This is a genomic window from Mesorhizobium sp. M8A.F.Ca.ET.218.01.1.1 (genome assembly GCF_004791165.1).
Lineage (GTDB): Bacteria > Pseudomonadota > Alphaproteobacteria > Rhizobiales > Rhizobiaceae > Mesorhizobium.
Genome location: NZ_SRUZ01000011.1, coordinates 126,216 through 149,145, shown reverse-complemented (window position 1 = coordinate 149,145; position 22,930 = coordinate 126,216). Strand labels below are relative to the sequence as shown.

Here is a 22,930-nt window from a genome sequence, read left to right as displayed (position 1 = left end):
GCCGCGATTCGGCCTCGCGGAGCGCCTATGCTGGAACTTAAATCACAGACTTAGGCTGACAAGCGGAACAACAGTGACTATTTCGTGACGATGAGCGAACACCACGAACATCGCCAACAAAGCCTTACGCAGGCCACCGAGGCCCGAGGCCTCGAGGCGCTGATCTCGCGCGCGGCCCGTGCCGGCAAGGGCGCGGCGCCGGTCGAGCGCTGGAATCCCGACTTTTGCGGCGATCTCGACATGGAGATCAAGGCCGACGGCACCTGGTTCTACCTGGGCACGCCGATCGGCCGCATGCCGCTGGTGCAACTTTTCTCGTCCGTGCTGCGCAAGGACGCCGACGGCAGGACCTATCTGGTGACGCCGGTGGAAAAGGTCGGCATCCGCGTCGCCGATGCGCCGTTCATCGCCGTCGAGATGGATGTTTCGGGCGAAGGCGAGGATCAGGTCATCACCTTCCGCACCAATGTCGGCGACGTGGTCGAGGCCGGGCCGGAGCGGCCGCTGCGCTTCGTCGACGAGAACGAGACCGGCGGTTTGAAGCCATATCTGCTGGTGCGCGGCAGGCTGGAGGCGCTGGTGGCGCGGCCGGTCATGTATGAGTTGGTGGGGCATGGCGAGGAGATCGAGATCGACGGCCGGACGATGTTTTCGGTGCGCTCGAAGAATGCCGTGTTTCCGATCATGCCTGCGGATCAGTTGAAGCGGTTGAGCGCGTGATGGACCAGATATCGCCGGCGCCGTTCTCATCGGCGGATTTTCGCGCGCGCTTCGCCGCGCAGCCGGACGCGCATGCCGGCGACGACTATGGCGATCACCGCTTCAATCCCGGCCACCCACGCCTCAACCCGGGCAAGCCGCTGCGCAATGCGGCGGTGCTGATCCCGGTGGTCGACCATGACGGCGAGGCGACGGTTCTCCTGACCAAACGGGCCGAGAGACTGCGCAATCATTCCGGGCAAGTGGCTTTCCCGGGCGGCACGATCGATGCGACCGACGCGAGCCCGGAGGCGGCGGCGCTGCGCGAGACCTTCGAGGAGATCGGCCTTGGCCAGGATCGTATCGAAATCATCGGCCGCATGCCGGATTACGTTGCCGGCAGCGGCTACCGCATCGCGCCGGTGCTCGGCATCGTGCGGCCGGGTTTCCAATTGGCTTTGAACGCCGACGAAGTCGATGCCGCCTTCGAGGTGCCGCTGCGCTTCCTGATGGACGCCGCCAATCACAAGCGCGACAGCCGCATGTGGAACGATCTCGAATGGTTCTTCTACGACATGCCCTATGGTGACCGGCGCATCTGGGGCGTCACCGCCGGTATCATCCGTACGCTCTATGAAAGGCTCTATGCGTGAGTGTTTCGATCGCGGGCAGGGCCGACTGGCTCTCCGACAAGCATCTGCAGCGCCTGCTTGGCGCGCTCACCGAAGGCGGTGAAGAGGCGCGTATCGCCGGCGGCGCCGTGCGCAACGCGCTGATGGGCCAGCCTGTCGCCGACGTCGACATCGCCACCTCTTGCCTGCCGCAGGAGACCATCCGCCGTGCCGAAGCGGAAGGCTTCAAGGCGGTGCCGACCGGCATCGAACATGGCACGATCACGGTGGTCGCGGGCGGCAAACCCTACGAGGTCACCACCTTGCGCGCCGACGTCGAGACCGATGGCCGCCGCGCCAAGGTGTCGTTCGGACGCGACTGGAAGCTCGACGCCGAGCGGCGCGACTTCACCATCAACGCGCTCTACGCCGAGGCCGACGGCAGTGTTGTCGACCTTGTCGGCGGCATTTCCGACATCGAGGCGCGCCGGCTGCGCTTCATCGGCGACCCGGAGGCGCGCATCCGCGAGGATTATCTGCGCATCCTGCGCTTCTTCCGTTTCTTTGCCTGGTATGGCGACGGCCGGCCGGATGCCGAGGGGTTGAAGGCCTGCGCCCGGCTGAAGGACGGCCTTGGCCAACTCTCGGCCGAACGCGTCTGGTCCGAACTGAAGAAGCTTTTGTCGGCCCCCGATCCCTCACGCGCCCTGTTGTGGATGCGCCAGGCTGGTGTCCTGACCGCCGCGCTGTCGGAAAGCGAGAAATGGGGTATCGATGCGATCCACGGGTTGACCAAGGCCGAGAAAGACCTGGGCTGGGCGGTGGATCCGATGCTGCGGCTGGAGGCAATCGTGCCGCCGGATGCGGCGCGCATGAAGACGTTGGCCGAGAGGCTCAGGTTCTCGACCGCCGAAGCCGACCGCATGCTCCATTGGGCCCTCACCACGGCCGTCGAGCCGAAGACGACCGAAGGCGAACTGGCGAAACGGCTCTATCGCGGCAACCGGCAAGGGTTTGTCGACCGCCTGCGTCTGTCGCTTGCCGCGGCGCGGGTGCGCGCCGTCGAGGACAATGACGCATTGCTTCAAGCGGGCGGCTTTTCGCGCCTGCTTGGCTTTGCGCTCAAATGGGAACGGCCCGAGTTTCCGCTCAGAGGGGCCGATCTGACGGCGCTCGGCGCAAAGCCGGGACCGAAGCTTGGCGAAATCCTCAAGAACCTCGAAGCCGAATGGGTCGAGGCGGGATTTGCGCCTGATCGCGACACGTTGCTCGAACGCGCCGCGCAAGCGCTTGACACGTAGGTCGGAAACGCCGGATCTCCGCCGGTGTTGCCCTGCTGTTCCGTCCTGCTACTTGATCGACAGCGGAGCCAGGGCACGCGAAAGGCTTGCCTCGCCCTTGCCATAGACGGAGGCGCTGTAGTTGGCCAACGTGTCGGTCCGGGCCGTATTCAGCAACTGGTTGGTGATCTGGGTCGACGTTGCCTTGGTGAACTTGCTGCCCACGATGGCGGCGTAGCCGGCAACGATCGGCGCGGCGAAAGAGGTGCCGTAAAGGCCGGTCTTGTCCCCGGTGACACCCACGACCAGGAAATGGCTCTGCACAGCCGTGTTGGTGCCGGCGGTGTTGGAATACCAGGCCATGGTGGCCTTGTTCGACGTCGTGCCGTTGCTGTTGAGCGCGCCGACGAAAATCGCGGATGCCTTTCCGACCAAGGCGAGGTCGAGATAATCCTGCTGGCCGCTGGTGACGCCGCCCACGGCAACCGCGTCGTTGCCCGCGGCCTTCGAAACCACGGCCGTTCCCTTGGTGGCATAGGAGATGATGGAGGCCTCCTCGGCGCTCCATCCGATCTGGCTTGGGCTGTAGCCTGCCTTGGCGTACATGCCATAGCTCAGATTGAGCACGTTCAGGCCCGGCGCCAGCGCGACCGAGGAACTGGTGGAGAAGTCTTTCGACCGTATCGTCGCCAGCGGCGCGATCATGCTGGCTTCTTCGCGGGTCCATTCGCCATGGCGCTGGGTCTGGGTGCCGATGCCGAAATTGCCGCTGAACTTCGAGGTGCTGGAGAAGTCGTCGACGATCGTGATGGTGACGCCTTTGCCTTTGTAACCGGCACGCCATGCGGCCCCGACATCCGGGCTCATCCAGTTTTGCAAGGTCTGCGACGTGGCCGCCGGCAGGGTTGCGCTCAGGCATATGGATGCGTTGGATTGACCGCCGCCGCAGAGCGCGGACAGCGGATCTGGACCGACAGCTTCCTGAGCCACGGCAATCGATGCCGGCAGGAGGGCGAGGGCCGTGGCAATAGCGAATTTCCAATGCGTATTTGACATGTTTTTACCCCGGTTCAAACAGAAGCTAGGACGGAGGATCGCGGATCTTCCGCGGCTACGCGACATCTCGTGCCCGGCCCCTCGCGATCAGAAAGTAACACGGTAATTCGGCCACAGATGCTGGCTCTCCGGTTTAGCGTTAGCCAGATATTTCAAGGTTTCCTCGGGTGCCATCTCCCCGGCGGCGAGCCGGCAATTGACGCTGAAGGTGCCCAGATCGCCATAATCGGCCTGGCAGGGCTTTTCGCTGAGCTTGCCGCCGAAGGTCGTGGTGAACGACAGGGACAGGATGCTGTTCGCGCTCGGATGCAGCTGTGTGAGGAATCCGAGCTTGAGGCTGGGCGCGATGCGATACTTCTCGCCTTGTTCCCCAGTGCCAAATCCCCAAAGGATACCGGTGTCCTGCGTGATCTGCGTCATCAGGTCCACATGCGTGTCGACCCAGTTTGTCTGGTACCACTGGTTGAACGATACCCGGCTTCCGGTCTGCAACTCATACCCGCCGTCACCCAGGCCTCTCGCCTTGTCGCTGACCGGCGAGCCCTGATGGATGTCGATGAGCGATGTCGTCATGTCCTGGGCAATCGCCGGCGACGCGCCAAGGAGCGCCCACGGCAGGAGCGCCGTTGCGCACAAACTGGCACGATTGCCGGACTTTTCGCGCATGCGCGAACACCTCGCCCACCGATTCCGGACCAGTGCCTGACGGCGACGGGCTTCTCTGGCGGCCCCCTGTAGTCTGGAAATCAGTCCGACGATCGCACGGGTTCGGTTACCGCACGGTTTATTTTAGCTGGAGCAAATATTTTTTTTTGAGATGCAGGCAGTGTCTCCCAAATAAATCAACGCGGCACGCGTTACCCAAGCGCACCGCGGTTCTTTTGTTATTACCTGAAACCCCCCCGCCGCACCTACGCGGCGTCGCGGACCTTCTCGATGCGCGAGCGGATCGCCTCGATCATCGTCTCGCGGATGGTCGTCTCGCCATGCGTCTCGCGCATATGCTCGACGGCGCGGCGCATCACCTCGGCCTCCTCGTCGGCCCGTGTGTGCCATTCGCAGCCGGGAACGAGCGACCCGCAGTGAAATTGCTTCATGGGATTTCTCCTCTTGCTCCATGGAGCCGGTCGAGGCTCCGCCACTTTTGGCTTACGGTCGAATGGTCAGACGTAAGCGGGGCGAAAGCTATAACACGGGAGGGGCGGCATGGTTGCATCAAAGCATCGTGCACCCCGCCCGCCGAGGTCATGGCCAGCGCACCTCCGGTGGCAGGCTGGACAGGATCGAGGCGACATTGCCGCCGGTCTTCAGGCCGAAGATGGTGCCGCGATCGTGAAGCAGGTTGAATTCGACGTAGCGGCCGCGGCGGATGAGCTGTTCGTCGCGGTCGCCATCGGTCCAGTTCTCGTTGAAGTTGGCGCGCACGAGGTGGCCGTAGACGACGAGGAACGAACGCCCGACATCCTGGACGAAGTTGAAATCGGCGTTCCAGCCGCCCTTCTCCTCGCCCGAATGCAGCCAGTCGAAGAAGATGCCGCCGGTGCCGCGCGGCTCGTTGCGGTGCGGCAGGAAGAAATACTCGTCGCACCAGGCCTTGAATTTCGGATAGTCGGCGACGTCGGCGTTCTTCTCGCAAGCGAACTGCATGGCGCGGTGGAAGGCTGCCGTGTCGGGATCATCCTGGGTGCGGCGGCGGTCGAGCACCGGCGTCAGGTCGGCGCCGCCGCCGAACCATTGCCTGGATGTGACGACCATACGCGTGTTCATGTGCACGGCCGGAACGTTGGGGTTCCACGGGTGCGCGATCAGTGAGATGCCCGATGCCCAGAAGCGCGGGTCTTCCTCGGCGCCGGGCATCTGCTTCCTGAACTCGGGCGAGAACTCGCCATAAACGGTCGACGTGTGGACGCCGACCTTCTCGAAGACGCGGCCATGCATCATCGACATGGTGCCGCCGCCGCCCTTGCCCTGATCGCGTTCCCACGGCGTCTTTTCGAAGCGGCCGGCCGACCACGAGGCGAGCGGACCCCCGAGGTCCTGCTCGATCTGCTCGAAAGCGGCGCAGATGCGCTCGCGCAGCGCCTCGAACCAAAGCCGGGCCTTCATCTTCTTCTCTTCGATGTCGGCGGGCAGCCCTGCCGGTATTTCGGGTCGTTCCAAGTGCCGTCTCCGGTTGTGGGCCACCCGTTGTGGGGATTCCCGATAAATGACTCGTCTTTTGCCGGCGCGATCCCTAATCTCTTGAGGGTCAGGGTCAAGTCCCGTCTGATTTAGGGTGTAAGGAGTTGCTTCGTGCGCACCCCGGCAAGACCGCCGCTGGATGGCCTGAAGAAAAGGCTCGACCAAAGCCGGGCCGAGCGCGCGCGTATGCCACGCGACGGCTTTTTGCGCGAGACGTTCGTCCTGCCGCGCTCCGATGCCCGGCTCAAGGCCAAGGAATGGTTCGAGCGCTTTCCCAAGCAGGCCTACTGGACCGAGATCGAAAGCTGGTTCGAGCGCCCGGGCGATCTGATCGAGTTCACGATCAGGCGCCTGCCGGCAGCGGATTAACGCTCGACCAACAGCCTTCTCGCGCCAGTTCCCTCCCCGGCAAGCCGATCCCCCTTGTTCCTCAGCGGGCATTTGTCGATCGACATGCAGCCGCAGCCGATGCAGTCGGTCAGGCCATCACGCAGCTTCTTCAGCTGGCTGATTTTCTGATCGAGGCTATCGCGCCAAGCCGTTGAAAGCAGATTCCAATCCTCGCGCGTCGGGGTGCGGCCTTCAGGTAATGATTCAAGTGCGACACCGATCTCCGCGAGCGTGATGCCGACCTCCTGGGCAATCCGGATTATGGCCACGCGTCGCAGGACATCGCGGCCGTAGCGGCGCTGGTTGCCGGAGGTGCGGTGGCTGCGAATCAGCCCGCGGGCTTCATAGAAATGCAGCGCCGACACCGCCACGCCGCTGCGCGCGGCCACCTGGCCGACCGTCAATTCCGTTACCGGCGCCATCTTCGCACTTTCCCCTTGACCTCAAGTTAAGTTGAGCTTGTAGCCAAGAAAGCCTGGATGTGCAAACGAAGGAGAAGGCGGATGTGCGCCTGGGCAAAAATCACCGCGGACCGCGCTGCCGGCGATCCCCTAGCCGAGTTGCCGGATGGCTTCGCCCGCCACCATGGCCACGGAAAGGGCGACGTTGAGGCTGCGCGCGGTGGGCTGCATCGGGATCGTCAGCCGAACATCCGCCGCCTGATGGACTGGATCCGGCACGCCCGCGGATTCGCGGCCAAACAGGAGGATGTCGCGGTCGGTGAAGCTGAAGTCGGTGTAGGGGGCCGTGGCCCTGGTCGACAGCAACACCAGCCGGTCCGCGCGGGCCTTGCGCCACTCCTCGAAGGCATTCCAGTCGACATGCCGGGTCAGGGCGGCCATTTCGAGATAGTCCATACCGGCGCGCTTGAGCGCTCTGTCGGAAAGCGGGAAGCCGGCCGGCTCGATGATGTCGACGCCAAGGCCGAGGCAAGCGGCGAAGCGCAGGATTGTCCCGGTATTGCCGGCTATGTCAGGCTGGTAGAGCGCGATGCGGAGACCACGGTTCACTTTCGCGTCCTTCTAATAAGTGGCAGATCGGCCACAGCAGCTTCCTGGTTTTGGAAATTCCTGGACCTGCGGGTGGCCATTTTTTTCGAAGTCGGGTATACGACCAGCATTGTCAACCCGAACCGATGGAGGGGTAATTCATGATGACCATGCACATCCAGCGCCCCACCCGTGGGCTTACTTGCGCCCTGGCGGTTTCGGTACGACGTTTCTCCTGATCTTTTAGGCACTTCCGCACCGATCTCCGCCGAAACCATACCCTGGTCTTCGAAGGAATCCTGCGATGTTTTTCAAGCTGCCGAAGGGGCCGATGGCCCCGTCCCAACGCGTCCCGACTGATCAGCCGCCGATCCCGCGGCACGATGTCGATCATCCTTTTTATCTCTATTTCAACACGGAGGACGGACCGATGTTCGATCCATACAGAATACCGGGCTCGAGGAGCTTGCATATCCACCGGCTGCCGACCTGGGCGCTGCTGATCGGCGAAACCTATTCGTCGGCGGTTCATGCCGAAGTGCGCCGGCGTCCGCATCGCGGCATGCTGCCGGATGTCGATTTCTCGCACGCGGTTCCCGACCCGAGCCGACCGTCGCTGGTGCGCCGCATCATCCGGCTGATGCGGCCGGGCGCGAAAAACCGCACTGGTGGCACCGTGTCGTCAGCATCGACAAAGGTGGCTGTCGGCGAAAAGCCGGCGAGCCCCTATATTGCGCGAAGCAGGGCCGACGCTCCGGATGATTCCGGAGCGTCGGCCCTCGACGCCATGCGGTCCGAGGACTTTGTACGTCGCCAAGCCGCGTGAGCGGAAAACAGATTTTTACAGGCATGCCCCAATGTTGTTGTTTAGCTGGTTTGAAAGAAGGCTCGATCCGTTCCCGGCCGCGGAACCGGTCGAGCCGCCCAAGACGCTGGTTGCCTTCTGCCTGCATTATACGCGCGGCGCGTGGCCCTACATCCTGGTCGATGCGGTGCTGGTGGCGGCCATCGCCATCGCGGAAGTGTGGATGTTCGGCTTCCTCGGCCGCATCGTCGACTGGTTGTCGGGGCAGAACCGCGAGACCTTCCTGCAGACGGAGGGCTGGAAGCTCGCCGGCATGGCGTTCATCGTGCTGTTCGCGCTGCCCGGCACGGTTTGGCTGCATTCTCTGCTCAACCAGCAGACACTGATGGGCAACTATCCCATGCGCATCCGCTGGCAGGTGCATCGCTACCTGCTCAAGCAATCGATGAGCTTCTACCAGGACGAATTCGCCGGCCGCATCGCCACCAAGCTGATGCAGACGGCGCTCGCCGTGCGCGAATGCGTCATCAAGGTGATCGACGTCCTGAACTATGTCATCGTCTATTTCCTCGGCATGCTGCTGATCGTCGGTTCGGCCGACTGGCGGCTGGCCGCGCCGCTCGGGGTCTGGCTGGTCGGCTACATCCTGTTGCTGCGCTTTTTCATCCCGCGCCTGGGCAAGGTCGGCGAGGAGCAGGCCAATGCGCGCTCGACCATGACCGGCCGCGTCGTCGACAGCTACACCAACATCCAGACGGTCAAGCTGTTCAGTCATTCGCGCCGCGAGGCCGCCTTCGCCAGGGAAGGCATGATGGGCTTCCTCGACACGGTCTACCGGTCGATGCGGCTGGTGACGGTGCTGTTCGGCTCGCTCTACATATTGAACGCGCTTCTGCTGTTCTCGGTCACCGCCATCTCGCTGTGGCTGTGGATGGGGCAAGCTGTGACGATCGGCGCGGTCGCCGTGGTCATCGGCCTGGTGCTCCGGATGTGGGGCATGTCGCAGTGGATCATGTGGGAAATGTCGGGCCTGTTCGAGAATATCGGCACGGTGCAGGACGGCATTGCCTCGATCTCGCTGCCACGCCTCGTCGAGGACAGGCCGGATGCCAGGGAGATCAACGTTTCCAAAGGCGATATCCGCTTCGAGGACATCCGCTTCCACTACGGCAAGCAGAAGGGCGTCATCGAAAACCTGTCGCTGGCGGTGAAACCGGGCGAGAAGGTCGGCATTGTCGGACGCTCGGGCGCCGGCAAGTCGACGCTGGTCAATCTCCTCTTGCGCTTCTACGACCTGGAATCCGGCCGGATCCTGATCGACGGCCAGGAGATCGCCGGCGTGAAGCAGGATTCACTGCGCGCCCAGATCGGCATGGTCACACAGGACACCTCGCTGCTGCATCGTTCGGTGCGCGAGAACATCCTTTATGGCCGGCCCGATGCGAGCGATGAGATGTTGGTCGAGGCGGCACGGCGGGCCGAGGCGCTGGATTTCATATCGGCGCTTTCGGACCATAGCGGCCGCAAGGGTTTCGACGCCTATGTCGGCGACCGCGGCGTCAAACTGTCCGGTGGGCAGCGGCAACGCATCGCCATTGCTCGCGTTATGTTGAAGGACGCGCCTATTCTTATCCTTGACGAAGCGACGTCGGCGCTCGATTCCGAGGCGGAAGCCGCCATCCAGGAGAATCTTTACAAGCTCATGCAGGGCAAGACCGTCATCGCCATCGCGCACCGGCTGTCGACCATCGCGGCGATGGACAGGCTCGTCGTGATGGACCAGGGCCGCGTCATCGAGGAGGGTTCGCACGAGGAACTGGTCGCCGGCGGCGGGCTCTACGCGCAGCTCTGGCAGCGCCAGTCGGGTGGATTCCTGCTCGAGGACAGTCCGGTCGGCGCCGCCAACGACAGTGTCGCCAGCGACATTGGCGCGAAGGGGCAAGCCGCAGAATGATGGCCGCCGCATGATGACAGCCGTCTACCGCTGGTTCGAGACCTGGGTCTATCCGTTCAGGGAGCCGGCGCATCTTCGGCCACCGGCCAGCGTCGCCGGCTTCCTCTGGCACTATGTCGGCCAGGCGAAGTTCGCCTTCTTCGCCATGCTGGTCGTCGGCGGCATCGCGCCGCTGGTCGAGGCCGGGCTGTTCTATTTCGTCGGGCGGCTGGTCGATATTCTCGATCAATTGCCCGGCGAGCGGAGCTGGCATGCATTATGGACCGCCGCCGGCCCCGAACTGATGTTCATGGTCGCAGTGGTGCTGGTCCTCCGCACAATGGTCGTGGCCCTCTCGGCGCTGGTCGACGAGCAGACGATCACGCCCGGCTTCTACAATCTGGTGCGCTGGCAGGCGCACCGGCACGTCTCGCGCCAGTCCTACGCCTTCTTCCAGAACGACTTCGCCGGCCGGATCGCGACGAAAGTCTGGCAGGCGGGGCAGGCGACCGGCGACCTGATGGAAAGCTTCATCGAGGTCGTCTGGTTCATGATCGTCTATACGGTGACGACGCTGGCACTGGTCGCAGGACTCGATCTCAGGCTGGCGGCATTGGTGGTGATCTGGATCACCGCTTTCGGCTTTCTGGCCAGGCGCTATCTGCCGGCAATCCGCAAGCACGCCGAAGCGACGGCCGAGGCGGGCTCGATGATCAATGGCCGCATCGTCGATTCCTACTCCAACGTGCAGACGCTGAAACTTTTCGCGGCGGACGGCGACGACCGCTACATCAGGAACGGCTTCGACATCTATCTCGACGCATTGCGCCCCTTCACCCGCCGGTTGACCGGCGTGCGCATGGCGCTGACGACGCTGTCGGGCATCATGATCACGGCGATCGGCTGCTTTGCCGTCTATCTCTGGGTCGAGGGCTCGATCACCGTCGGCGCCGTCGCCTTCACGCTGTCGCTGGTGCTGCGCCTCAACATGCTGCTCGGCCGGCTGATGATGCAGATGAACAGTATCTTGCGAAACCTCGGCGTGCTGGAGAACTCCAAGGCGCTGATCTCGCAGCCGCTGGGACTGACCGACGCACTGGACGCGAAAGAGCTGGTCGTCACGGGCGGACGCATCGACGTGAAGAATGTCGAGTTCCATTACGGCAAGGGGTTTGGCGTGCTCAACGGCGTCGACCTTGTCGTCAAGCCGGGCGAGAAGGTCGGGCTGGTCGGGCCATCGGGCGCCGGCAAGACGACGTTGGCCAACCTGATCCTGCGCCTCTACGACCTCGAAAGCGGCCGGATCACCATCGACGGCCAGGACGTCTCCGGTGTGACGCAGAATTCGCTGCGCGCCAATATCGGCGTCGTCAGCCAGGACACCGCCCTGTTCCATCGCTCGCTGCGCGACAACATCAAGCTCGGCATGCCCGATGCGACCGACGCGGAGGTGATCGCGGCGGCCAAGAAGGCCGAGGCCCACGAATTCATCCTGAGCTTGCGCGACAACAGGGATCGCCAGGGCTACGAAGCCTTTGTCGGCGAACGCGGCGTCAAGCTGTCGGGCGGCCAGCGCCAGCGCGTGGCGATCGCCCGCGTCTTCCTCAAGGACGCGCCGATCCTGATCCTCGACGAGGCGACGTCGGCGCTCGATTCCGACATCGAGGCGGCGATCCAGGAGAATCTGACGCGGCTGATGGAGAACAAGACCGTGATCGCCATCGCGCACCGGCTGTCGACGATCGCGGCACTTGATCGCCTGGTGGTGCTCGACGGCGGCCGCATCGTCGAGCAAGGGACGCATGACGAACTGGTGGCGCGCGACGGGCTCTATGCCCGGCTGTGGAAGCGCCAGTCCGGCGGCTTCCTCTATCACGAGGAAAGCGTGCTCGAAGAGACGCGGCCGGCGGAGTAGGCGCATGGCTGGATCGCCAGAGGTCAGTCCGGAGATCGGCCGAGAGGTTGGCCCGGAGATCGACTATGCGCTCAAGCGTTTGCGACCAACCGTGGCGGCCTTCGACGCGTTGAAGGACGAGAGCCGGCTGGAAGGCTACTGGATGCTGGTGCGCCTGGGCGATGGCTGGGCAAGCGGCCGCAACAAGTTCCTGAAGCGAGGGGAGGGACTGTTTGGGATATGGCATGGCCGGGAACTCGCCGGCGTGTGCGGGCTGAACATCGATCCCTATTTCGAGGGCAGGGACCAGGGCCGGGTCCGGCACCTGTTCGTCAGCGCACGCCACCGCCGCAACGGCCTCGGCCGCATGCTGGTCGAGACCGTGATCGATCGGGCCGGCCAATATTTCTCCGTGTTGAACACCCGCGCGCCGCCGGAAGCCTTCGGTTTTTATGAACGGCTTGGCTTTCAGCGCGTGGAAGGCGAAGAATTCGTCACCCACCGCATAGTGTTCGGGAAAGGGAACTGAAATGTCCTTGCGTCCGCCATCTCATCTTGCCGGCGCGTCGGCCGCCGAAGCGGCCTTCGACGCGCTTGGTCATGAGATCCTCGCCGAGAAGGCGGCCGCACTTGGCCGCGCCGGTCAAAAGGTCGAGGAAACGCTGGCCCGGCTGACCAGCAATGCCGACGAGGACATGCGTCCCTTGCTTCTCAAGGAGGCCGCCATGGCCGTTCACGGCTATTTCATCCAGCGCGAATTGTGCGGCCTTCGCAAGCATGACGCCGTCATCCGCGAATACAACATCCCCAAAGCCGTGCTGGTCAGGCTTGGCGCCATGTAGAGTTGGAACCTGCCGCGCTGATTTCCCTGTGGAAGCGCGCCAGGCGGGCGGCAAGCGCTTCGGGATTTTCATCGGCAACGAAGTGTCCGCTGTCGGCTATGATGTCGCCCTCGACATTTGAGAGCCCGGCCGCGCGCAGGCCATCGACATAGTCGCCGATGTCGCCGGACTCGGCCGCACCCCTCAGATACAGCACCGGAACCGCAATCGGCTTCGCGGGCCGCGCGGCATTGGCCTTGGCATCCTCGGGAAAGGCACGATACCAGTCGAACCCCGCCTGGAGGCTTTCCGGCCGGGAATAGGCCTTGGCGTAGATTTCCCTGGCGTCGTCAGGGATCGAGGCTCGATCCTTCGAAAGCACATTGAAGAAGAAGTCGAAATAAGCGCTCTGATGGCCGCTGACCAGCGTTTCCGGCAAGGCTGGAATAGCGTGAAAGGCGAAATGCCAGATTTGCGGATTGCGAATGACCTTCTCCCACGGAGCGACGCCCGGAATGACGACATCCATGATCGCCGCGCCGGAAAGAATCTCAGGATGGTCGCTCAACAAGGCAAATACGATCTGGCCGCCGACATCGTGGCCGGCGGCCACGAGCTGGCGCAGCCCGCAAGTCTCTGCGACGCCTCTCATCAGCCTCGCCAAGGTTCTCTTATCACCAGCCTCGGCTACGCCTTGCGAGCCGCCGATGCAGGGCAGGTCAGGGGCGACGACCCGGTAGTCGGCCGCCAACCGGCCGATCACCCGCTCGAAGGCGTAGGAGCTTTGCGGCCATCCGTGCAGCAGAAGGAAAGCCGGCGCACCAGCGGGGCCTGCCTCGCGGGTCGCAATGCTCAGCCCTTCGATTTCGATGGTCGAGGTTTGCATATCCTGGCTCTGGCGACTCTCTGGTTGGCGCCTATGCCGTAGATCTAGGCGCCAACCGGGAAGCCGCCAGGGCTATGCAGGAATTACTCCAGCCATTCCGTGATGAAGCTACCGTTTTCGTGGATGTCGGTCGTTTCCAGCGGACCTGGACCGAGATTGGTGAATTTGTGCGGCGTGTGCGGCGGCACGATAACGATCTGCCCCGCCGAGGCCTCGATCTCCTGGTCGCCGACCGTGAACAGGCCGGTTCCCTCGCGAATGATAAAGATCTCCGCATAGGGATGAGCGTGCAGCCGCGGGCCGCCCCCGACATCGGGCAAGTAATTGAAGATCAGGCAGGAGTTGGAGCCGTAGACGCCGCCTTGCAGTTCGCCCTTCCAGTGGTTGGAACGAACAGACCATTCCTCGCGATCGATGACATGCACCATGGTAGGGAAAATAGATCACTCGGGCAGCCTATGTCGAGGCAAACAACGATGCCGGATTTCCGGTTGTTTCCCGGTTGTTTAGCCGCCTTTTGCGGCCATTCGCCGCCTTGCCGCGCGACAGCGGATTTTGTCCCCGCGACAATCTGCCCTTGTGCCTTGACCCGTCTGGACAAAAACGGGCTTCACGCATAAACCGAAGTCCAAATGCCGGAGGAATTCGCTAGCCTGTTCGCCATGCGCTGTCGGGTTGGCGTGATTGAGCGGGGAACAAGGCTCAGCCACCGGCGCGGAAGAGGCGAAAGGATCAGGCACCCGTGAGCGCAACCGACATCCACGATCCCAACCGTCGAGATTTTCTCTACGTCGCCACCGGCATGGCCGCTGTGGTCGGCGCCGGTGCCGTCGCCTGGCCGTTCATCGACCAGATGCGCCCCGACGCCTCGACGCTGGCGCTCGCTTCGGTCGAGGTCGATGTCTCCTCGCTGACGCCCGGCAGCTCGCTGATCGTCAAGTGGCGCGGCAAGCCGGTCGTGGTACGCAACCGCACCGAGAAGGAAATGAAGGACGGCGAGGCCGTCAGCCTCTCCGATCTCAAGGATCCGATCGCCCGCAACGCCAATTTGCCGTCCGATGCGCCGGCGACCGACGCCAACCGCACCACGCCCGGCAAGGAAGCCTGGATGGTTATGGTTCAGGTCTGCACCCATCTGGGCTGCATTCCGCTCGGCCAGGAAGGCGATTTCGGCGGCTGGTTCTGCCCGTGCCATGGCTCGCAATACGACACTGCCGGCCGCATCCGCAAAGGCCCGGCACCTGAGAACATGGCGATTCCGGTATTCAAGTTCATTTCCGATACCAAACTCCTTATCGGTTGAGGCAGGGGATATTTCGATGAGCGAGGGACACTCGACCTATACGCCGAAGACCGGTATCGAACGCTGGTTCGACGCCCGCATGCCGCTGCCCAGGATGGTCTATGACAGCTTCATCGCCTATCCGGTGCCGCGCAACCTGAACTATATGTGGACCTTCGGCGGCATACTGGCGATCATGCTGGTGGCGCAGATCCTGACCGGCATCGTCCTGGCCATGCACTATACGGCCGACACCAATCTCGCCTTCGGTTCGGTCGAGAAGATCATGCGCGACGTGAATTCCGGATGGCTTCTGCGTTACATGCACGCCAACGGCGCCTCGTTCTTCTTCATCGCCGTCTACCTGCACATCTTCCGCGGTCTCTACTACGGCTCCTACAAGGCGCCGCGCGAACTGCTGTGGATCCTGGGTTGCATCATCTACCTCCTGATGATGGCGACCGGCTTCATGGGCTATGTGCTGCCATGGGGGCAGATGAGCTTCTGGGGCGCCACCGTCATCACCGGCTTCTTCAGCGCCATCCCGCTGGTCGGCGACTGGATCCAGCAACTGCTGCTCGGCGGCTTCGCCGTCGACAATCCGACGCTCAACCGCTTCTTCGCGCTGCATTACCTGCTGCCGTTCATGATTGCCGGCGTCGTCGTGCTGCACGTCTGGGCGCTGCATGTCGTCGGCCAGTCGAACCCGACTGGCATCGAGGTCAAGTCGAAGACCGATACCGTCGCCTTCACGCCCTACGCGACCATCAAGGACGCGTTCGGCATGATCGTGTTCCTGTTCGTCTTCGCCTACTTCGTCTTCTACCTGCCGAACTATCTCGGCCATCCGGACAACTACACGGTCGCCAACCCGCTGAAGACGCCGGCCCATATCGTTCCGGAATGGTACTTCCTGCCGTTCTACGCGATCCTGCGCGCCATCACCTTCAACATCGGCCCGATCAATTCCAAGCTCGGCGGCGTGCTGTGTATGTTCGGCGCCATCGTCATGCTGTTCCTGGTGCCGTGGCTCGACACTTCCAAGGTGCGCTCGGCGGTCTACCGGCCCTGGTACAAGCTGTTCTTCTGGCTGTTCGTGGCCGATGCCATCCTGCTGGGCTGGCTGGGCTCGCAGCCGGCGGAAGGTAGCTATGTGTTCATGGCGCAGATGGCGACGCTGTTCTACTTCGCCTTCTTCCTGGTCGCGCTGCCCGTGCTCGGCTTGATCGAGACTCCGCGCAGGCTGCCGAACTCGATCACCGAGGCGGTGCTCGAAAAGAACAAGGGTGGCGGCGGACATCCGGCGGGCGCCACGGCAGCACCCGAGACCAAGGGCTGAGCGGTAGAGAATCTAAGGGGATTTGGCATGAAGAAGATTCTCACCTCGCTGGCGCTGGTCGGCCTTGTGGCCGCCGGCACTGGGGTTGCAGGCACTTGGGCGTTCGCGGCCGAAGAAGCGCACAACGCGGCGGCACCCACGCATTTCCCGATCAACGAGCCGAAGGAAATGAGCTGGAGCTTCACCGGCCCGTTCGGCACCTATGACAAGGCGCAGCTGCAGCGCGGCCTGAAGGTCTACAAGGAAGTCTGCTCGGCCTGTCATTCGATGAACCTGGTGGCGTTCCGCACGCTGTCGGACCTCGGCTATAGCGACGCGCAGATCAAGACGCTGTCAGCAGAATACACCATCCACGACGGCCCCAACGATGCCGGTGACATGTTCGACCGTCCCGGCAAGCCGTCCGACCATTTCCCGGCGCCCTTCGCCAATGAGGAAGCCGCCGCTGCGTCCAATGGCGGCGCGGCGCCGCCCGACATGTCGCTGCTGGCCAAGGCGCGCGGCGTCGAGCGCGGCTTCCCGCAGTTCGTCTTCGACATCTTCACCCAGTATGATGCGGGTGGTCCTGACTACATCCATTCGCTGCTGACAGGCTACGACGAGACGCCGCCCGCCGGCATGGTCATCCCGGAAGGCACCCACTACAATCCGTACTTCATGTCCGGCGTGTCGCTGAAGATGCCCAAGCCGCTCTCCGACGGCCAGGTGACCTATGACGACGGCTCGCCGCAGACCATCGACCAGTATTCCCGCGACGTGGCTGCCTTCCTGACCTGGGCGGCCGAGCCGCACATGGAAGACCGCAAGAAGATGGGCTTCCGCGTGCTGGTGTTCCTGCTTCTGTTTGGCGCCCTGGTCTACCTGACCAAGCGTAAGGTATGGGAAGCCGTCGCTCACTAAGCGATGCCATAGTCTGGAATTCAAAAGGGGCGCCGCGAGGTGCCCTTTTCTGCTTTTGGGGTGGATAGCTCAGGCCACGCGTCGGCGGTGTCACATGGCCGTCATCGCACATCGCGATCCTGCGGTGCTCTCATCAAAGGATCACGCCCATGAAAAGATACGCATCGCTTGCGGCAGGCCTGCTGCTGCTCGTCGTTGGTTCCGCGGCCCGCGCCGAAGACGCGAAACCCTTCATTACCAACAAGGATGTCGACCTGACGATGATCCTGCCGCCGCCTCCGGCCAATGATTCGGCCGAGACCAAGGCCGAGCTTGGCGAGGTGCTGACCATGCAAGTCACGCGCACACCCGAAATGGAAGCCCGCGCCATCGCCGATGCCGAGGAAAACGTCTGGCGTTTCGCCGATGTCATGGGGCCGGATTTCAACAAGGACAAGCTGCCGAAATTCAGCGCCTTCTTCGATCGCGTGGTGGAGACCGAAGGCGCCGTCGTCGATCCGGCCAAGGACGTCTGGAAGCGTTCGCGTCCGCACCAGCTCAGCGATCTCGTCAAGCCGGTGGTCAAGCTCTCGAGCTCCGGTTCCTGGCCGTCCGGCCATGCGACCGTCGGCACGATGATGGGCATCATCCTGGCTGACATGGTTCCGGAAAAGCGGGCCCAGATCATGGCGCGCGCGGCCGAGTTCGCCCACAACCGCATCGTCGGCGGCATCCATTATCCGTCCGACGTCGAGATGGGCAAGATTTCCGGCAGCGTCATCGCCGCGGTCCTGCTCAACCGCGAGGATTTCAAGGCCGAGTACGAAGTGGCCAGGGCGGAGCTTCGTTCCGACCTCGGCATGTAGGACTGGCCGGTAGCCATCTTTCCGAGCGGGGCGCCTTCGGGCGCCCCTTTTCGTGTCGGCCGCGGCCTGCGCCCACTGCAAGGAAATCGCCTCGCGTTTGCCGCCATATCCTTTGCCGGACGTGCTTGTGTCGACCGTCACATCGCGCTAGCCGTTGTCGGCCGCGCCGGGCTACGATCGGCCCCGCGCCGTTTCGCTTCTGTCAGCTGGATCACCCGGAGCCGCTTCATGAAATCCTCTCTCGAAGACACGCTGCTGGCGTCGATCCGAACCATCCCGGACTATCCCAGGCCCGGCATCCTGTTTCGCGACATCACCACGCTGCTCGGCAACGCACGCGCCTTCCGCCGCGCCATCGACGAGCTGGTGCATCCCTATGCCGGGCAGAAGATCGACAAGATCGCCGGTATCGAGGCGCGCGGCTTCATCCTCGGCGGCGCCGTCGCCCACCAGCTCTCGGCCGGCTTCGTGCCGATCCGCAAGAAGGGCAAGCTGCCTTACGAGACCGTGCGCGTCGCCTACAGCCTGGAATACGGGCTGGATGAGATGGAGATGCACAAGGACGGCGTCGCGCCCGGCGAGAAGGTCATCCTGGTCGACGACCTGATCGCCACCGGCGGCACGGCGGAAGCGGCGGTCAAGCTGCTGCGCCAGATCGGCGCCGACATCCTCGCCGCCTGCTTCGTCATCGACCTGCCGGATCTGGGCGGACGCGCCAAGCTCGAAGCGCTCGGCGTGCCGGTGAGGACGCTGATCGGGTTCGAGGGGCATTGAGCATTTTTCCCTTCTCCCCTTGTGGGAGAAGGGAAAGACACCTCATTCCACCTTCACCAGCACGGCGCTCTCGAATTCCAGCACCTTGGCGCCGGTCGAATCGGAGGCCTCGCAGAGCAGCGCCAGCAACCGCCAGCCGGGACGGGACGCTATGGGGCGGTGGGAAAGCGCCGTGCGTGCGAAGGTGATGGTTTGCCCGGCATGGACGGGCTTTAGCCATTTCAGGTTCTTGAATCCGGGCGAGGGGCCGAATTCGGGCACCGGGCCGTCCCAGCCTTCGGCGTCCAGGCGGGTTTCCAGATTAAGCTTCATCCAGGTGGCCGCGGTGTGCCAGCCGGAGGCGCAGAGCCCGCCAAGCACGCTCTTCCTCGCCGCCTCCTCGTCGATATGGAAGATCTGAGGGTCGTATTTGCGGGCGAACGCCTTGATCGCCTCGGGCTCGAATGTGTGCGAGCCCAGCGTCACCGTGGTGCCGATGCGGAAGAATTCGTCCAATGTCATGACAGGCTCCCAGCGGCATCGCGCGTCAGGAACATGATGGAGTTCTCGAGCTCGAAGACACTTTCGCCGCGCTGGTTGACCAGTTCGCTGCGCATGGTCACGAAGCCGAGTTGCGGCTTCGATTTCGACAGGCGCCTGGCGAGAACCACCAGGTTGCCCCGCAGCGTATCGCCGGCGAGCACCGGCTTCTTCCATTTGACCTGATCGACGCCGGGCGCGCCCTGGCAGGTGGAATCCAGCAGGAAGGCATCGCACAGCATGCGCATGAACATGGCGCAGGTGTGCCAGCCCGAGGCCGAGAGGCCACCGAGGATGCTGGCCTTGCCGGCCTCCTCGTCGAGATGCATCGGCTGAGCGTCGAACTCGCTGGCGAACTCGATGATCTCGGCCGCGCTTACTTTTTTCGCGCCGAGGTCGAACGAGGCCCCCTCGACGAAGTCCTCATACGCCCATGTCTTTCCGGTCATGGTCAGCAAATCCGGTTGTAGAATGCGCGATCCCTTTGGATCGGAAAACCCGGATGCAGGCCGCGGGCGGTTTGGTCAAGCCCTTTCTGGTGAGCCAGGCCCAGGCAGCGGGTGTTCAGAGCCAGCCGCGGCGGCGGAAATACCAGAAAGGCAGGATCGCCGACAGCACCATCATGGCGATGGCGAAGGGATAGCCGAACTCCCACTTCAGCTCGGGGATGACATCGAAATTCATGCCGTAGATCGAGGCGACCAGTGTCGGCGGCAGGAAGATGACGGCGGCGACGGAGAAGATCTTGATGATGGCGTTCTGCTCGATCGAGATCATACCGAGCGTGGCGTCGAGCAGGAAGGAGATCTTCTGCGACAGGAAGGTGGCGTGGTCGGCAAGCGACAGCACGTCGCGCGACAGGGTCTTGATGCGGGCGCGGACGTCCTTGCTCATCTTGGTCAGAGTCGCGACATGGGCGAGGAAACCCGCCAGCCGCTGCAGCGAGATCAGGCTGTCGCGGATGGAGGAGGCGATGTCCTCCTTGCGGCCGATGGCCTTCAGCAGTTCCTGGAAGTCGCGGTTGCGCTTCGACACCTTGGTCGAGCGCGCCTCGAAGATGTCGCGCGAAATCACTTCGACATCGCGGCCGGCGCGCTCGAGGATGTCGGCGAGGCGGTCGACGATCGCCTCCAGCAGGCCGATCAGGATGGTGTCGCCGCTGCTGCAGCCGGTCGCCACCTTCTCGGCGCGCAGCGGGAAGGTCTTGAACGCCTTCGGTTCGTGATAGCGTACGGTGATCAGCCTGGCGCCGGCGAGCACGAAGGTGACCGGCGACATCAGGGGATCGTCGACCTCGGTCTGCGCGGGCAAGGTGGCGGTCATGAAGTAGGCGCCGTCCTCGATATAGAGGCGGCTTGAAATCTCGATCTCCTCCATCTCCTCGCGGGTCGGGATGGCGATGCCGAGCCAGCTTTCGATGGTGGCCTCTTCCTCCTTGGTCGGATTGACGAGATCGGCCCAGACGACCTTGTCGCCATTGACCAGCAGGTCGTCGGTGAGGCGCAGGCGATCATTGTCGACGACGAAGGCCTTGATCATCGCCGAATCTCCCTGCCAGAGCCGCGTTGAGGTTACGCATCGTGTCGGATTGCACGGTTTTTCGTCGCACGCCGACCGTGTGGCTGCCGCTTAGACCCGCGGCATGACAAAATCAAGACAAGCCGAGCAGGGCCGGCTGGCATCGGCCACTCAGAAAAATTCGTCGAGGAGCCGGTGGTACGAAAGCTTCGTCGGCTCTACTTCCGCCCAGTCATTGTCGACTGGGCAGGAGGGTCACGTGTTGAACTTGAACAGCATGATGTCGCCGTCCTGGACGACATATTCCTTGCCTTCATCGCGCGCCTTGCCGGCTTCCTTGGCCGCCACTTCCCCGCCCAGTGTGATGAAGTCGTTGTAGGCGATGGTCTGGGCGCGGATGAAGCCGCGCTCGAAATCGGTGTGGATGACGCCAGCCGCCTGAGGGGCCTTGTCGCCCTTGTGCACGGTCCAGGCGCGCGTCTCCTTCGGCCCAACGGTAAAATAGGTGATGAGGTGCAACAGGTCGTAGCCGGCGCGGATCACCTTGTTCAGGCCGGGCTCGTCGAGGCCGAGCGAGGATAGGAATTCCATTTCCTCCTCGTCGGAAAGCTGGGCGACTTCCGCCTCGATCGCCGCCGAGATCACTACGGTGCCGGCGCCCTGCGCGGCGGCCATTTTCTCCACAGCCTTTGTGTGCTCGTTGCCGGTCGCGGCATCGGCCTCGGCGACGTTGCAGACATAGAGCACGGGATGCGAGGTGAGCAGGTTCAGCCCCTGCAGGATGCGCAAATCTTCGGCCGAAATACCCTTGAGCAGGATGCGGGTCGGCTTGCCGGCTTGCAGCAACTCGAGCGCTGCCTCCATCATCGGCAGCACGGCGGTGGCTTCCTTGTCCTTGCTGCCGGCGCGCTTGCGGAATTGCACGATGCGGCGCTCGAGGCTGTCGAGGTCGGCAAGCATCAGCTCGGTCTCGACCGTCTCGGCGTCGGCGACGGGGTCGATGCGGCCCTCGACATGGGTGATGTCGTCATCCTCGAAGCAGCGCAGCACGTGGACGATGGCGTCGACCTCGCGGATGTTGGCGAGGAACTGGTTCCCCAGCCCTTCGCCCTTAGAGGCGCCGCGCACCAGGCCGGCAATATCGACGAAGGAGATGCGAGTCGGGATGATCTCCTTCGACTTGCCGATCGCGGCGATCTTCTGCAGGCGCGGGTCCGGCACCGCCACCTCGCCGGTGTTCGGTTCGATGGTGCAGAACGGATAGTTGGCGGCCTGTGCGGCGGCCGTCCTCGTCAGCGCGTTGAAGAGCGTCGACTTGCCGACATTGGGCAAGCCAACGATGCCGCATTTGAAACCCATTTTGTCCGGTCCTATCGGGAAAAGCGAAATTTGATGAGGGCTATGGGCGATAGGGGTTGGGAACGTCAAGCCCTGTAACGCCGATGGTCCCGCGGCTCAGTCCTTGTTGCCGAACAGTTTCTTCAGCATCGCCGCCATCGGGCCGGTCTCGGGCAGCTTGGCGGGCGCCTGCTGGGGGCGGGCCTGGCGGACATGGCTTTGCTGTTTCGGAGCCTGTTTTTGCGCCGGCTTTTCCGGTTCGGCGCCCGCCTTGCCCTGTACGGCAAGGGCGGCCTTGTTCATGAAGCCGGATTCGTCGCCCTTGACGATCATGGCAGCGTTGTCGGCGATCGCGTCGAGCAACGGGTCGAGCCAGTCGCGGTCGGCCTTGGCGAAATCGCCGAGCACATGATGCTGGACCATTTCCTTGACGCCGGGATGGCCGACGCCGATGCGCACGCGGCGATAAGCGTTGCCGACATGGCCATCGATCGAGCGGATGCCGTTGTGGCCGCCGGCACCGCCGCCGGTCTTGATGCGCAGCTTGCCTTCGGCAAGATCGATCTCGTCATAGAAGACGGTGAGGGCGGAAAGGTCGAGCTTGTAGAAGCGCAGCGCTTCGCCGACCGACTGGCCGGACAGGTTCATGAAGGTCTGCGGCTTGATCAGGATGATCTTTTCACCGCCGAGCGTGCCCTCGGCGATCAGGCCCTGGAACTTCTTCGACCAGGGCGAAAAGGAATGGCGGCGGGCGATAGCGTCCGCCGCCATGAAGCCGACATTGTGCCGGTTTTCAGCATATTTCGCGCCCGGATTGCCGAGGCCTGCAAAGACAAGCGCCGTCTTCCCTGGCATCGTCTGCTCCGGGCG

27 protein-coding genes are annotated in these 22,930 nt (G+C 63.4%); 14 read left to right on the top strand and 13 right to left on the bottom strand.

Going from position 1 to position 22,930, the window contains the following annotated elements:
- Positions 1–90: 90 nt before the first annotated feature.
- The 3 genes from EN861_RS31395 to EN861_RS31385 are packed head-to-tail and all read left to right on the top strand — an operon-like array spanning position 91 to position 2,611.
- Positions 91–720 carry a DUF1285 domain-containing protein gene (locus tag EN861_RS31395; protein WP_127280907.1) on the top strand — a complete coding sequence of 210 codons (630 nt, stop codon included), beginning with the start codon at positions 91–93 and terminating at the stop codon, positions 718–720.
- On the top strand, positions 720–1,352 hold the full coding sequence (locus tag EN861_RS31390) for a CoA pyrophosphatase (RefSeq protein WP_127869773.1): 633 nt from the start codon (positions 720–722) through the stop codon (positions 1,350–1,352). The genes EN861_RS31395 and EN861_RS31390 overlap by 1 nt, the downstream gene beginning before the upstream one ends.
- The gene (locus tag EN861_RS31385) at positions 1,349–2,611 is read left to right on the top strand and encodes a CCA tRNA nucleotidyltransferase (protein ID WP_127280918.1); all 1,263 of its coding nucleotides are present in this window, start codon (positions 1,349–1,351) and stop codon (positions 2,609–2,611) included. The genes EN861_RS31390 and EN861_RS31385 overlap by 4 nt, the downstream gene beginning before the upstream one ends.
- A 48-nt stretch (positions 2,612–2,659) precedes the next feature.
- Here the strand turns inward: EN861_RS31385 and EN861_RS31380 are convergent, their stop codons facing one another.
- The 4 genes from EN861_RS31380 to hemF form a co-directional block, all read right to left on the bottom strand.
- Positions 2,660–3,646 (bottom strand): S8 family serine peptidase, encoded by a 987-nt coding sequence (locus EN861_RS31380; RefSeq protein WP_127280919.1) that lies wholly within the window; start codon positions 3,644–3,646, stop codon positions 2,660–2,662.
- Between the two features lie 87 nt (positions 3,647–3,733).
- Complete coding sequence (locus EN861_RS31375) at positions 3,734–4,312, bottom strand: hypothetical protein (RefSeq protein WP_135867494.1); 579 nt, start codon at positions 4,310–4,312, stop codon at positions 3,734–3,736.
- 245 nt (positions 4,313–4,557) lie between these two features.
- Positions 4,558–4,743 (bottom strand): DUF1059 domain-containing protein, encoded by a 186-nt coding sequence (locus EN861_RS31370; RefSeq protein WP_027047304.1) that lies wholly within the window; start codon positions 4,741–4,743, stop codon positions 4,558–4,560.
- Positions 4,744–4,891: 148 nt separating this feature from the next.
- Positions 4,892–5,806 (bottom strand): oxygen-dependent coproporphyrinogen oxidase, encoded by a 915-nt coding sequence (gene hemF, locus EN861_RS31365; RefSeq protein WP_127276070.1) that lies wholly within the window; start codon positions 5,804–5,806, stop codon positions 4,892–4,894.
- 132 nt (positions 5,807–5,938) lie between these two features.
- Here hemF and EN861_RS31360 point away from each other — a divergent pair, with 132 nt between their 5' ends.
- Entirely contained in the window at positions 5,939–6,196 is a 258-nt protein-coding gene (locus EN861_RS31360) for a hypothetical protein (protein WP_023770299.1), read from the top strand.
- Here EN861_RS31360 and soxR read toward each other — a convergent pair.
- On the bottom strand, positions 6,193–6,639 hold the full coding sequence (soxR, locus tag EN861_RS31355; protein WP_127276069.1) for a redox-sensitive transcriptional activator SoxR: 447 nt from the start codon (positions 6,637–6,639) through the stop codon (positions 6,193–6,195). The two genes, EN861_RS31360 and soxR, sit on opposite strands and share 4 nt — an antisense overlap.
- A gap of 129 nt (positions 6,640–6,768) precedes the next feature.
- On the bottom strand, positions 6,769–7,227 hold the full coding sequence (locus EN861_RS31350; protein WP_127276068.1) for a tRNA (cytidine(34)-2'-O)-methyltransferase: 459 nt from the start codon (positions 7,225–7,227) through the stop codon (positions 6,769–6,771).
- Positions 7,228–7,510: 283 nt separating this feature from the next.
- On the opposite strand from EN861_RS31350, the gene EN861_RS31345 reads away from it, so the two are divergent.
- From EN861_RS31345 to EN861_RS31325, 5 genes are read left to right on the top strand one after another with little or no spacing between them, the layout of a single operon-like run.
- Positions 7,511–8,032, top strand: coding sequence for a hypothetical protein (locus EN861_RS31345; protein ID WP_189343782.1), 522 nt, complete (start codon positions 7,511–7,513; stop codon positions 8,030–8,032).
- 31 nt (positions 8,033–8,063) lie between these two features.
- The gene (locus EN861_RS31340; RefSeq protein ID WP_135867493.1) at positions 8,064–9,965 is read left to right on the top strand and encodes an ABC transporter ATP-binding protein; all 1,902 of its coding nucleotides are present in this window, start codon (positions 8,064–8,066) and stop codon (positions 9,963–9,965) included.
- A 10-nt stretch (positions 9,966–9,975) separates the two neighbouring features.
- A complete protein-coding gene (locus EN861_RS31335; protein ID WP_127276066.1) occupies positions 9,976–11,859 on the top strand; it encodes an ABC transporter ATP-binding protein in 1,884 nt (627 codons plus the stop codon).
- A gap of 4 nt (positions 11,860–11,863) precedes the next feature.
- Complete coding sequence (locus EN861_RS31330) at positions 11,864–12,367, top strand: GNAT family N-acetyltransferase (RefSeq protein ID WP_127276065.1); 504 nt, start codon at positions 11,864–11,866, stop codon at positions 12,365–12,367.
- 1 nt (position 12,368) lies between these two features.
- The gene (locus tag EN861_RS31325; protein ID WP_127276064.1) at positions 12,369–12,680 is read left to right on the top strand and encodes a DUF6665 family protein; all 312 of its coding nucleotides are present in this window, start codon (positions 12,369–12,371) and stop codon (positions 12,678–12,680) included.
- On the opposite strand, the gene EN861_RS31320 is transcribed toward EN861_RS31325, so the two are convergent.
- Positions 12,661–13,545: an alpha/beta hydrolase gene (locus EN861_RS31320; RefSeq protein ID WP_127276063.1), complete on the bottom strand. Its 885-nt coding sequence runs from the start codon at positions 13,543–13,545 to the stop codon at positions 12,661–12,663. The two genes, EN861_RS31325 and EN861_RS31320, sit on opposite strands and share 20 nt — an antisense overlap.
- Before the next feature lie 83 nt (positions 13,546–13,628).
- A complete protein-coding gene (locus EN861_RS31315; RefSeq protein WP_127276062.1) occupies positions 13,629–13,973 on the bottom strand; it encodes a cupin domain-containing protein in 345 nt (114 codons plus the stop codon).
- Positions 13,974–14,287: 314 nt separating this feature from the next.
- Between EN861_RS31315 and petA the strand changes: the two genes are divergently transcribed.
- The 5 genes from petA (at position 14,288) to EN861_RS31290 (ending at position 18,685) form a co-directional block, all read left to right on the top strand.
- Entirely contained in the window at positions 14,288–14,848 is a 561-nt protein-coding gene (gene petA / locus EN861_RS31310; protein WP_127276061.1) for a ubiquinol-cytochrome c reductase iron-sulfur subunit, read from the top strand.
- Between the two features lie 16 nt (positions 14,849–14,864).
- Positions 14,865–16,166, top strand: a complete 1,302-nt coding sequence (locus EN861_RS31305) for a cytochrome b N-terminal domain-containing protein (RefSeq protein ID WP_127276060.1) — start codon at positions 14,865–14,867, stop codon at positions 16,164–16,166.
- 27 nt (positions 16,167–16,193) lie between these two features.
- Positions 16,194–17,066 carry a cytochrome c1 gene (locus tag EN861_RS31300; protein WP_127276059.1) on the top strand — a complete coding sequence of 291 codons (873 nt, stop codon included), beginning with the start codon at positions 16,194–16,196 and terminating at the stop codon, positions 17,064–17,066.
- Positions 17,067–17,215: 149 nt separating this feature from the next.
- A complete protein-coding gene (locus EN861_RS31295) occupies positions 17,216–17,911 on the top strand; it encodes a phosphatase PAP2 family protein (protein WP_135867492.1) in 696 nt (231 codons plus the stop codon).
- Positions 17,912–18,139: 228 nt separating this feature from the next.
- Complete coding sequence (locus EN861_RS31290; protein WP_027143364.1) at positions 18,140–18,685, top strand: adenine phosphoribosyltransferase; 546 nt, start codon at positions 18,140–18,142, stop codon at positions 18,683–18,685.
- 42 nt (positions 18,686–18,727) lie between these two features.
- On the opposite strand, the gene EN861_RS31285 is transcribed toward EN861_RS31290, so the two are convergent.
- The 5 genes from EN861_RS31285 to pth form a co-directional block, all read right to left on the bottom strand.
- On the bottom strand, positions 18,728–19,186 hold the full coding sequence (locus EN861_RS31285) for a MaoC family dehydratase (protein WP_127276057.1): 459 nt from the start codon (positions 19,184–19,186) through the stop codon (positions 18,728–18,730).
- Complete coding sequence (locus EN861_RS31280) at positions 19,183–19,653, bottom strand: MaoC family dehydratase (RefSeq protein ID WP_167531307.1); 471 nt, start codon at positions 19,651–19,653, stop codon at positions 19,183–19,185. The genes EN861_RS31285 and EN861_RS31280 overlap by 4 nt, the downstream gene beginning before the upstream one ends.
- Before the next feature lie 115 nt (positions 19,654–19,768).
- Positions 19,769–20,743, bottom strand: coding sequence for a magnesium/cobalt transporter CorA (corA, locus tag EN861_RS31275; RefSeq protein WP_127276056.1), 975 nt, complete (start codon positions 20,741–20,743; stop codon positions 19,769–19,771).
- Between the two features lie 234 nt (positions 20,744–20,977).
- On the bottom strand, positions 20,978–22,081 hold the full coding sequence (gene ychF, locus EN861_RS31270) for a redox-regulated ATPase YchF (RefSeq protein WP_135867491.1): 1,104 nt from the start codon (positions 22,079–22,081) through the stop codon (positions 20,978–20,980).
- A gap of 96 nt (positions 22,082–22,177) precedes the next feature.
- The gene (gene pth / locus EN861_RS31265; RefSeq protein WP_127869760.1) at positions 22,178–22,915 is read right to left on the bottom strand and encodes an aminoacyl-tRNA hydrolase; all 738 of its coding nucleotides are present in this window, start codon (positions 22,913–22,915) and stop codon (positions 22,178–22,180) included.
- Positions 22,916–22,930: the final 15 nt, after the last annotated feature.

Coding starts and splice junctions, on each gene's coding strand:
- ychF (WP_135867491.1), bottom strand. CDS start 22,081: ATGGGTTTCAAATGCGGCATCGTTGGCTTGCCCAATGTCGGCAAGTCG.
- EN861_RS31290 (WP_027143364.1), top strand. CDS start 18,140: ATGAAATCCTCTCTCGAAGACACGCTGCTGGCGTCGATCCGAACCATC.
- EN861_RS31375 (WP_135867494.1), bottom strand. CDS start 4,312: ATGCGCGAAAAGTCCGGCAATCGTGCCAGTTTGTGCGCAACGGCGCTC.
- EN861_RS31345 (WP_189343782.1), top strand. CDS start 7,511: ATGTTTTTCAAGCTGCCGAAGGGGCCGATGGCCCCGTCCCAACGCGTC.
- EN861_RS31330 (WP_127276065.1), top strand. CDS start 11,864: ATGGCTGGATCGCCAGAGGTCAGTCCGGAGATCGGCCGAGAGGTTGGC.
- EN861_RS31320 (WP_127276063.1), bottom strand. CDS start 13,545: ATGCAAACCTCGACCATCGAAATCGAAGGGCTGAGCATTGCGACCCGC.
- EN861_RS31280 (WP_167531307.1), bottom strand. CDS start 19,653: ATGACCGGAAAGACATGGGCGTATGAGGACTTCGTCGAGGGGGCCTCG.
- corA (WP_127276056.1), bottom strand. CDS start 20,743: ATGATCAAGGCCTTCGTCGTCGACAATGATCGCCTGCGCCTCACCGAC.
- EN861_RS31380 (WP_127280919.1), bottom strand. CDS start 3,646: ATGTCAAATACGCATTGGAAATTCGCTATTGCCACGGCCCTCGCCCTC.
- pth (WP_127869760.1), bottom strand. CDS start 22,915: ATGCCAGGGAAGACGGCGCTTGTCTTTGCAGGCCTCGGCAATCCGGGC.
- EN861_RS31285 (WP_127276057.1), bottom strand. CDS start 19,186: ATGACATTGGACGAATTCTTCCGCATCGGCACCACGGTGACGCTGGGC.
- EN861_RS31395 (WP_127280907.1), top strand. CDS start 91: ATGAGCGAACACCACGAACATCGCCAACAAAGCCTTACGCAGGCCACC.
- EN861_RS31340 (WP_135867493.1), top strand. CDS start 8,064: ATGTTGTTGTTTAGCTGGTTTGAAAGAAGGCTCGATCCGTTCCCGGCC.
- EN861_RS31305 (WP_127276060.1), top strand. CDS start 14,865: ATGAGCGAGGGACACTCGACCTATACGCCGAAGACCGGTATCGAACGC.
- EN861_RS31335 (WP_127276066.1), top strand. CDS start 9,976: ATGATGACAGCCGTCTACCGCTGGTTCGAGACCTGGGTCTATCCGTTC.
- EN861_RS31325 (WP_127276064.1), top strand. CDS start 12,369: ATGTCCTTGCGTCCGCCATCTCATCTTGCCGGCGCGTCGGCCGCCGAA.
- EN861_RS31390 (WP_127869773.1), top strand. CDS start 720: ATGGACCAGATATCGCCGGCGCCGTTCTCATCGGCGGATTTTCGCGCG.
- EN861_RS31315 (WP_127276062.1), bottom strand. CDS start 13,973: ATGGTGCATGTCATCGATCGCGAGGAATGGTCTGTTCGTTCCAACCAC.
- EN861_RS31295 (WP_135867492.1), top strand. CDS start 17,216: ATGAAAAGATACGCATCGCTTGCGGCAGGCCTGCTGCTGCTCGTCGTT.
- EN861_RS31370 (WP_027047304.1), bottom strand. CDS start 4,743: ATGAAGCAATTTCACTGCGGGTCGCTCGTTCCCGGCTGCGAATGGCAC.
- EN861_RS31300 (WP_127276059.1), top strand. CDS start 16,194: ATGAAGAAGATTCTCACCTCGCTGGCGCTGGTCGGCCTTGTGGCCGCC.
- soxR (WP_127276069.1), bottom strand. CDS start 6,639: ATGGCGCCGGTAACGGAATTGACGGTCGGCCAGGTGGCCGCGCGCAGC.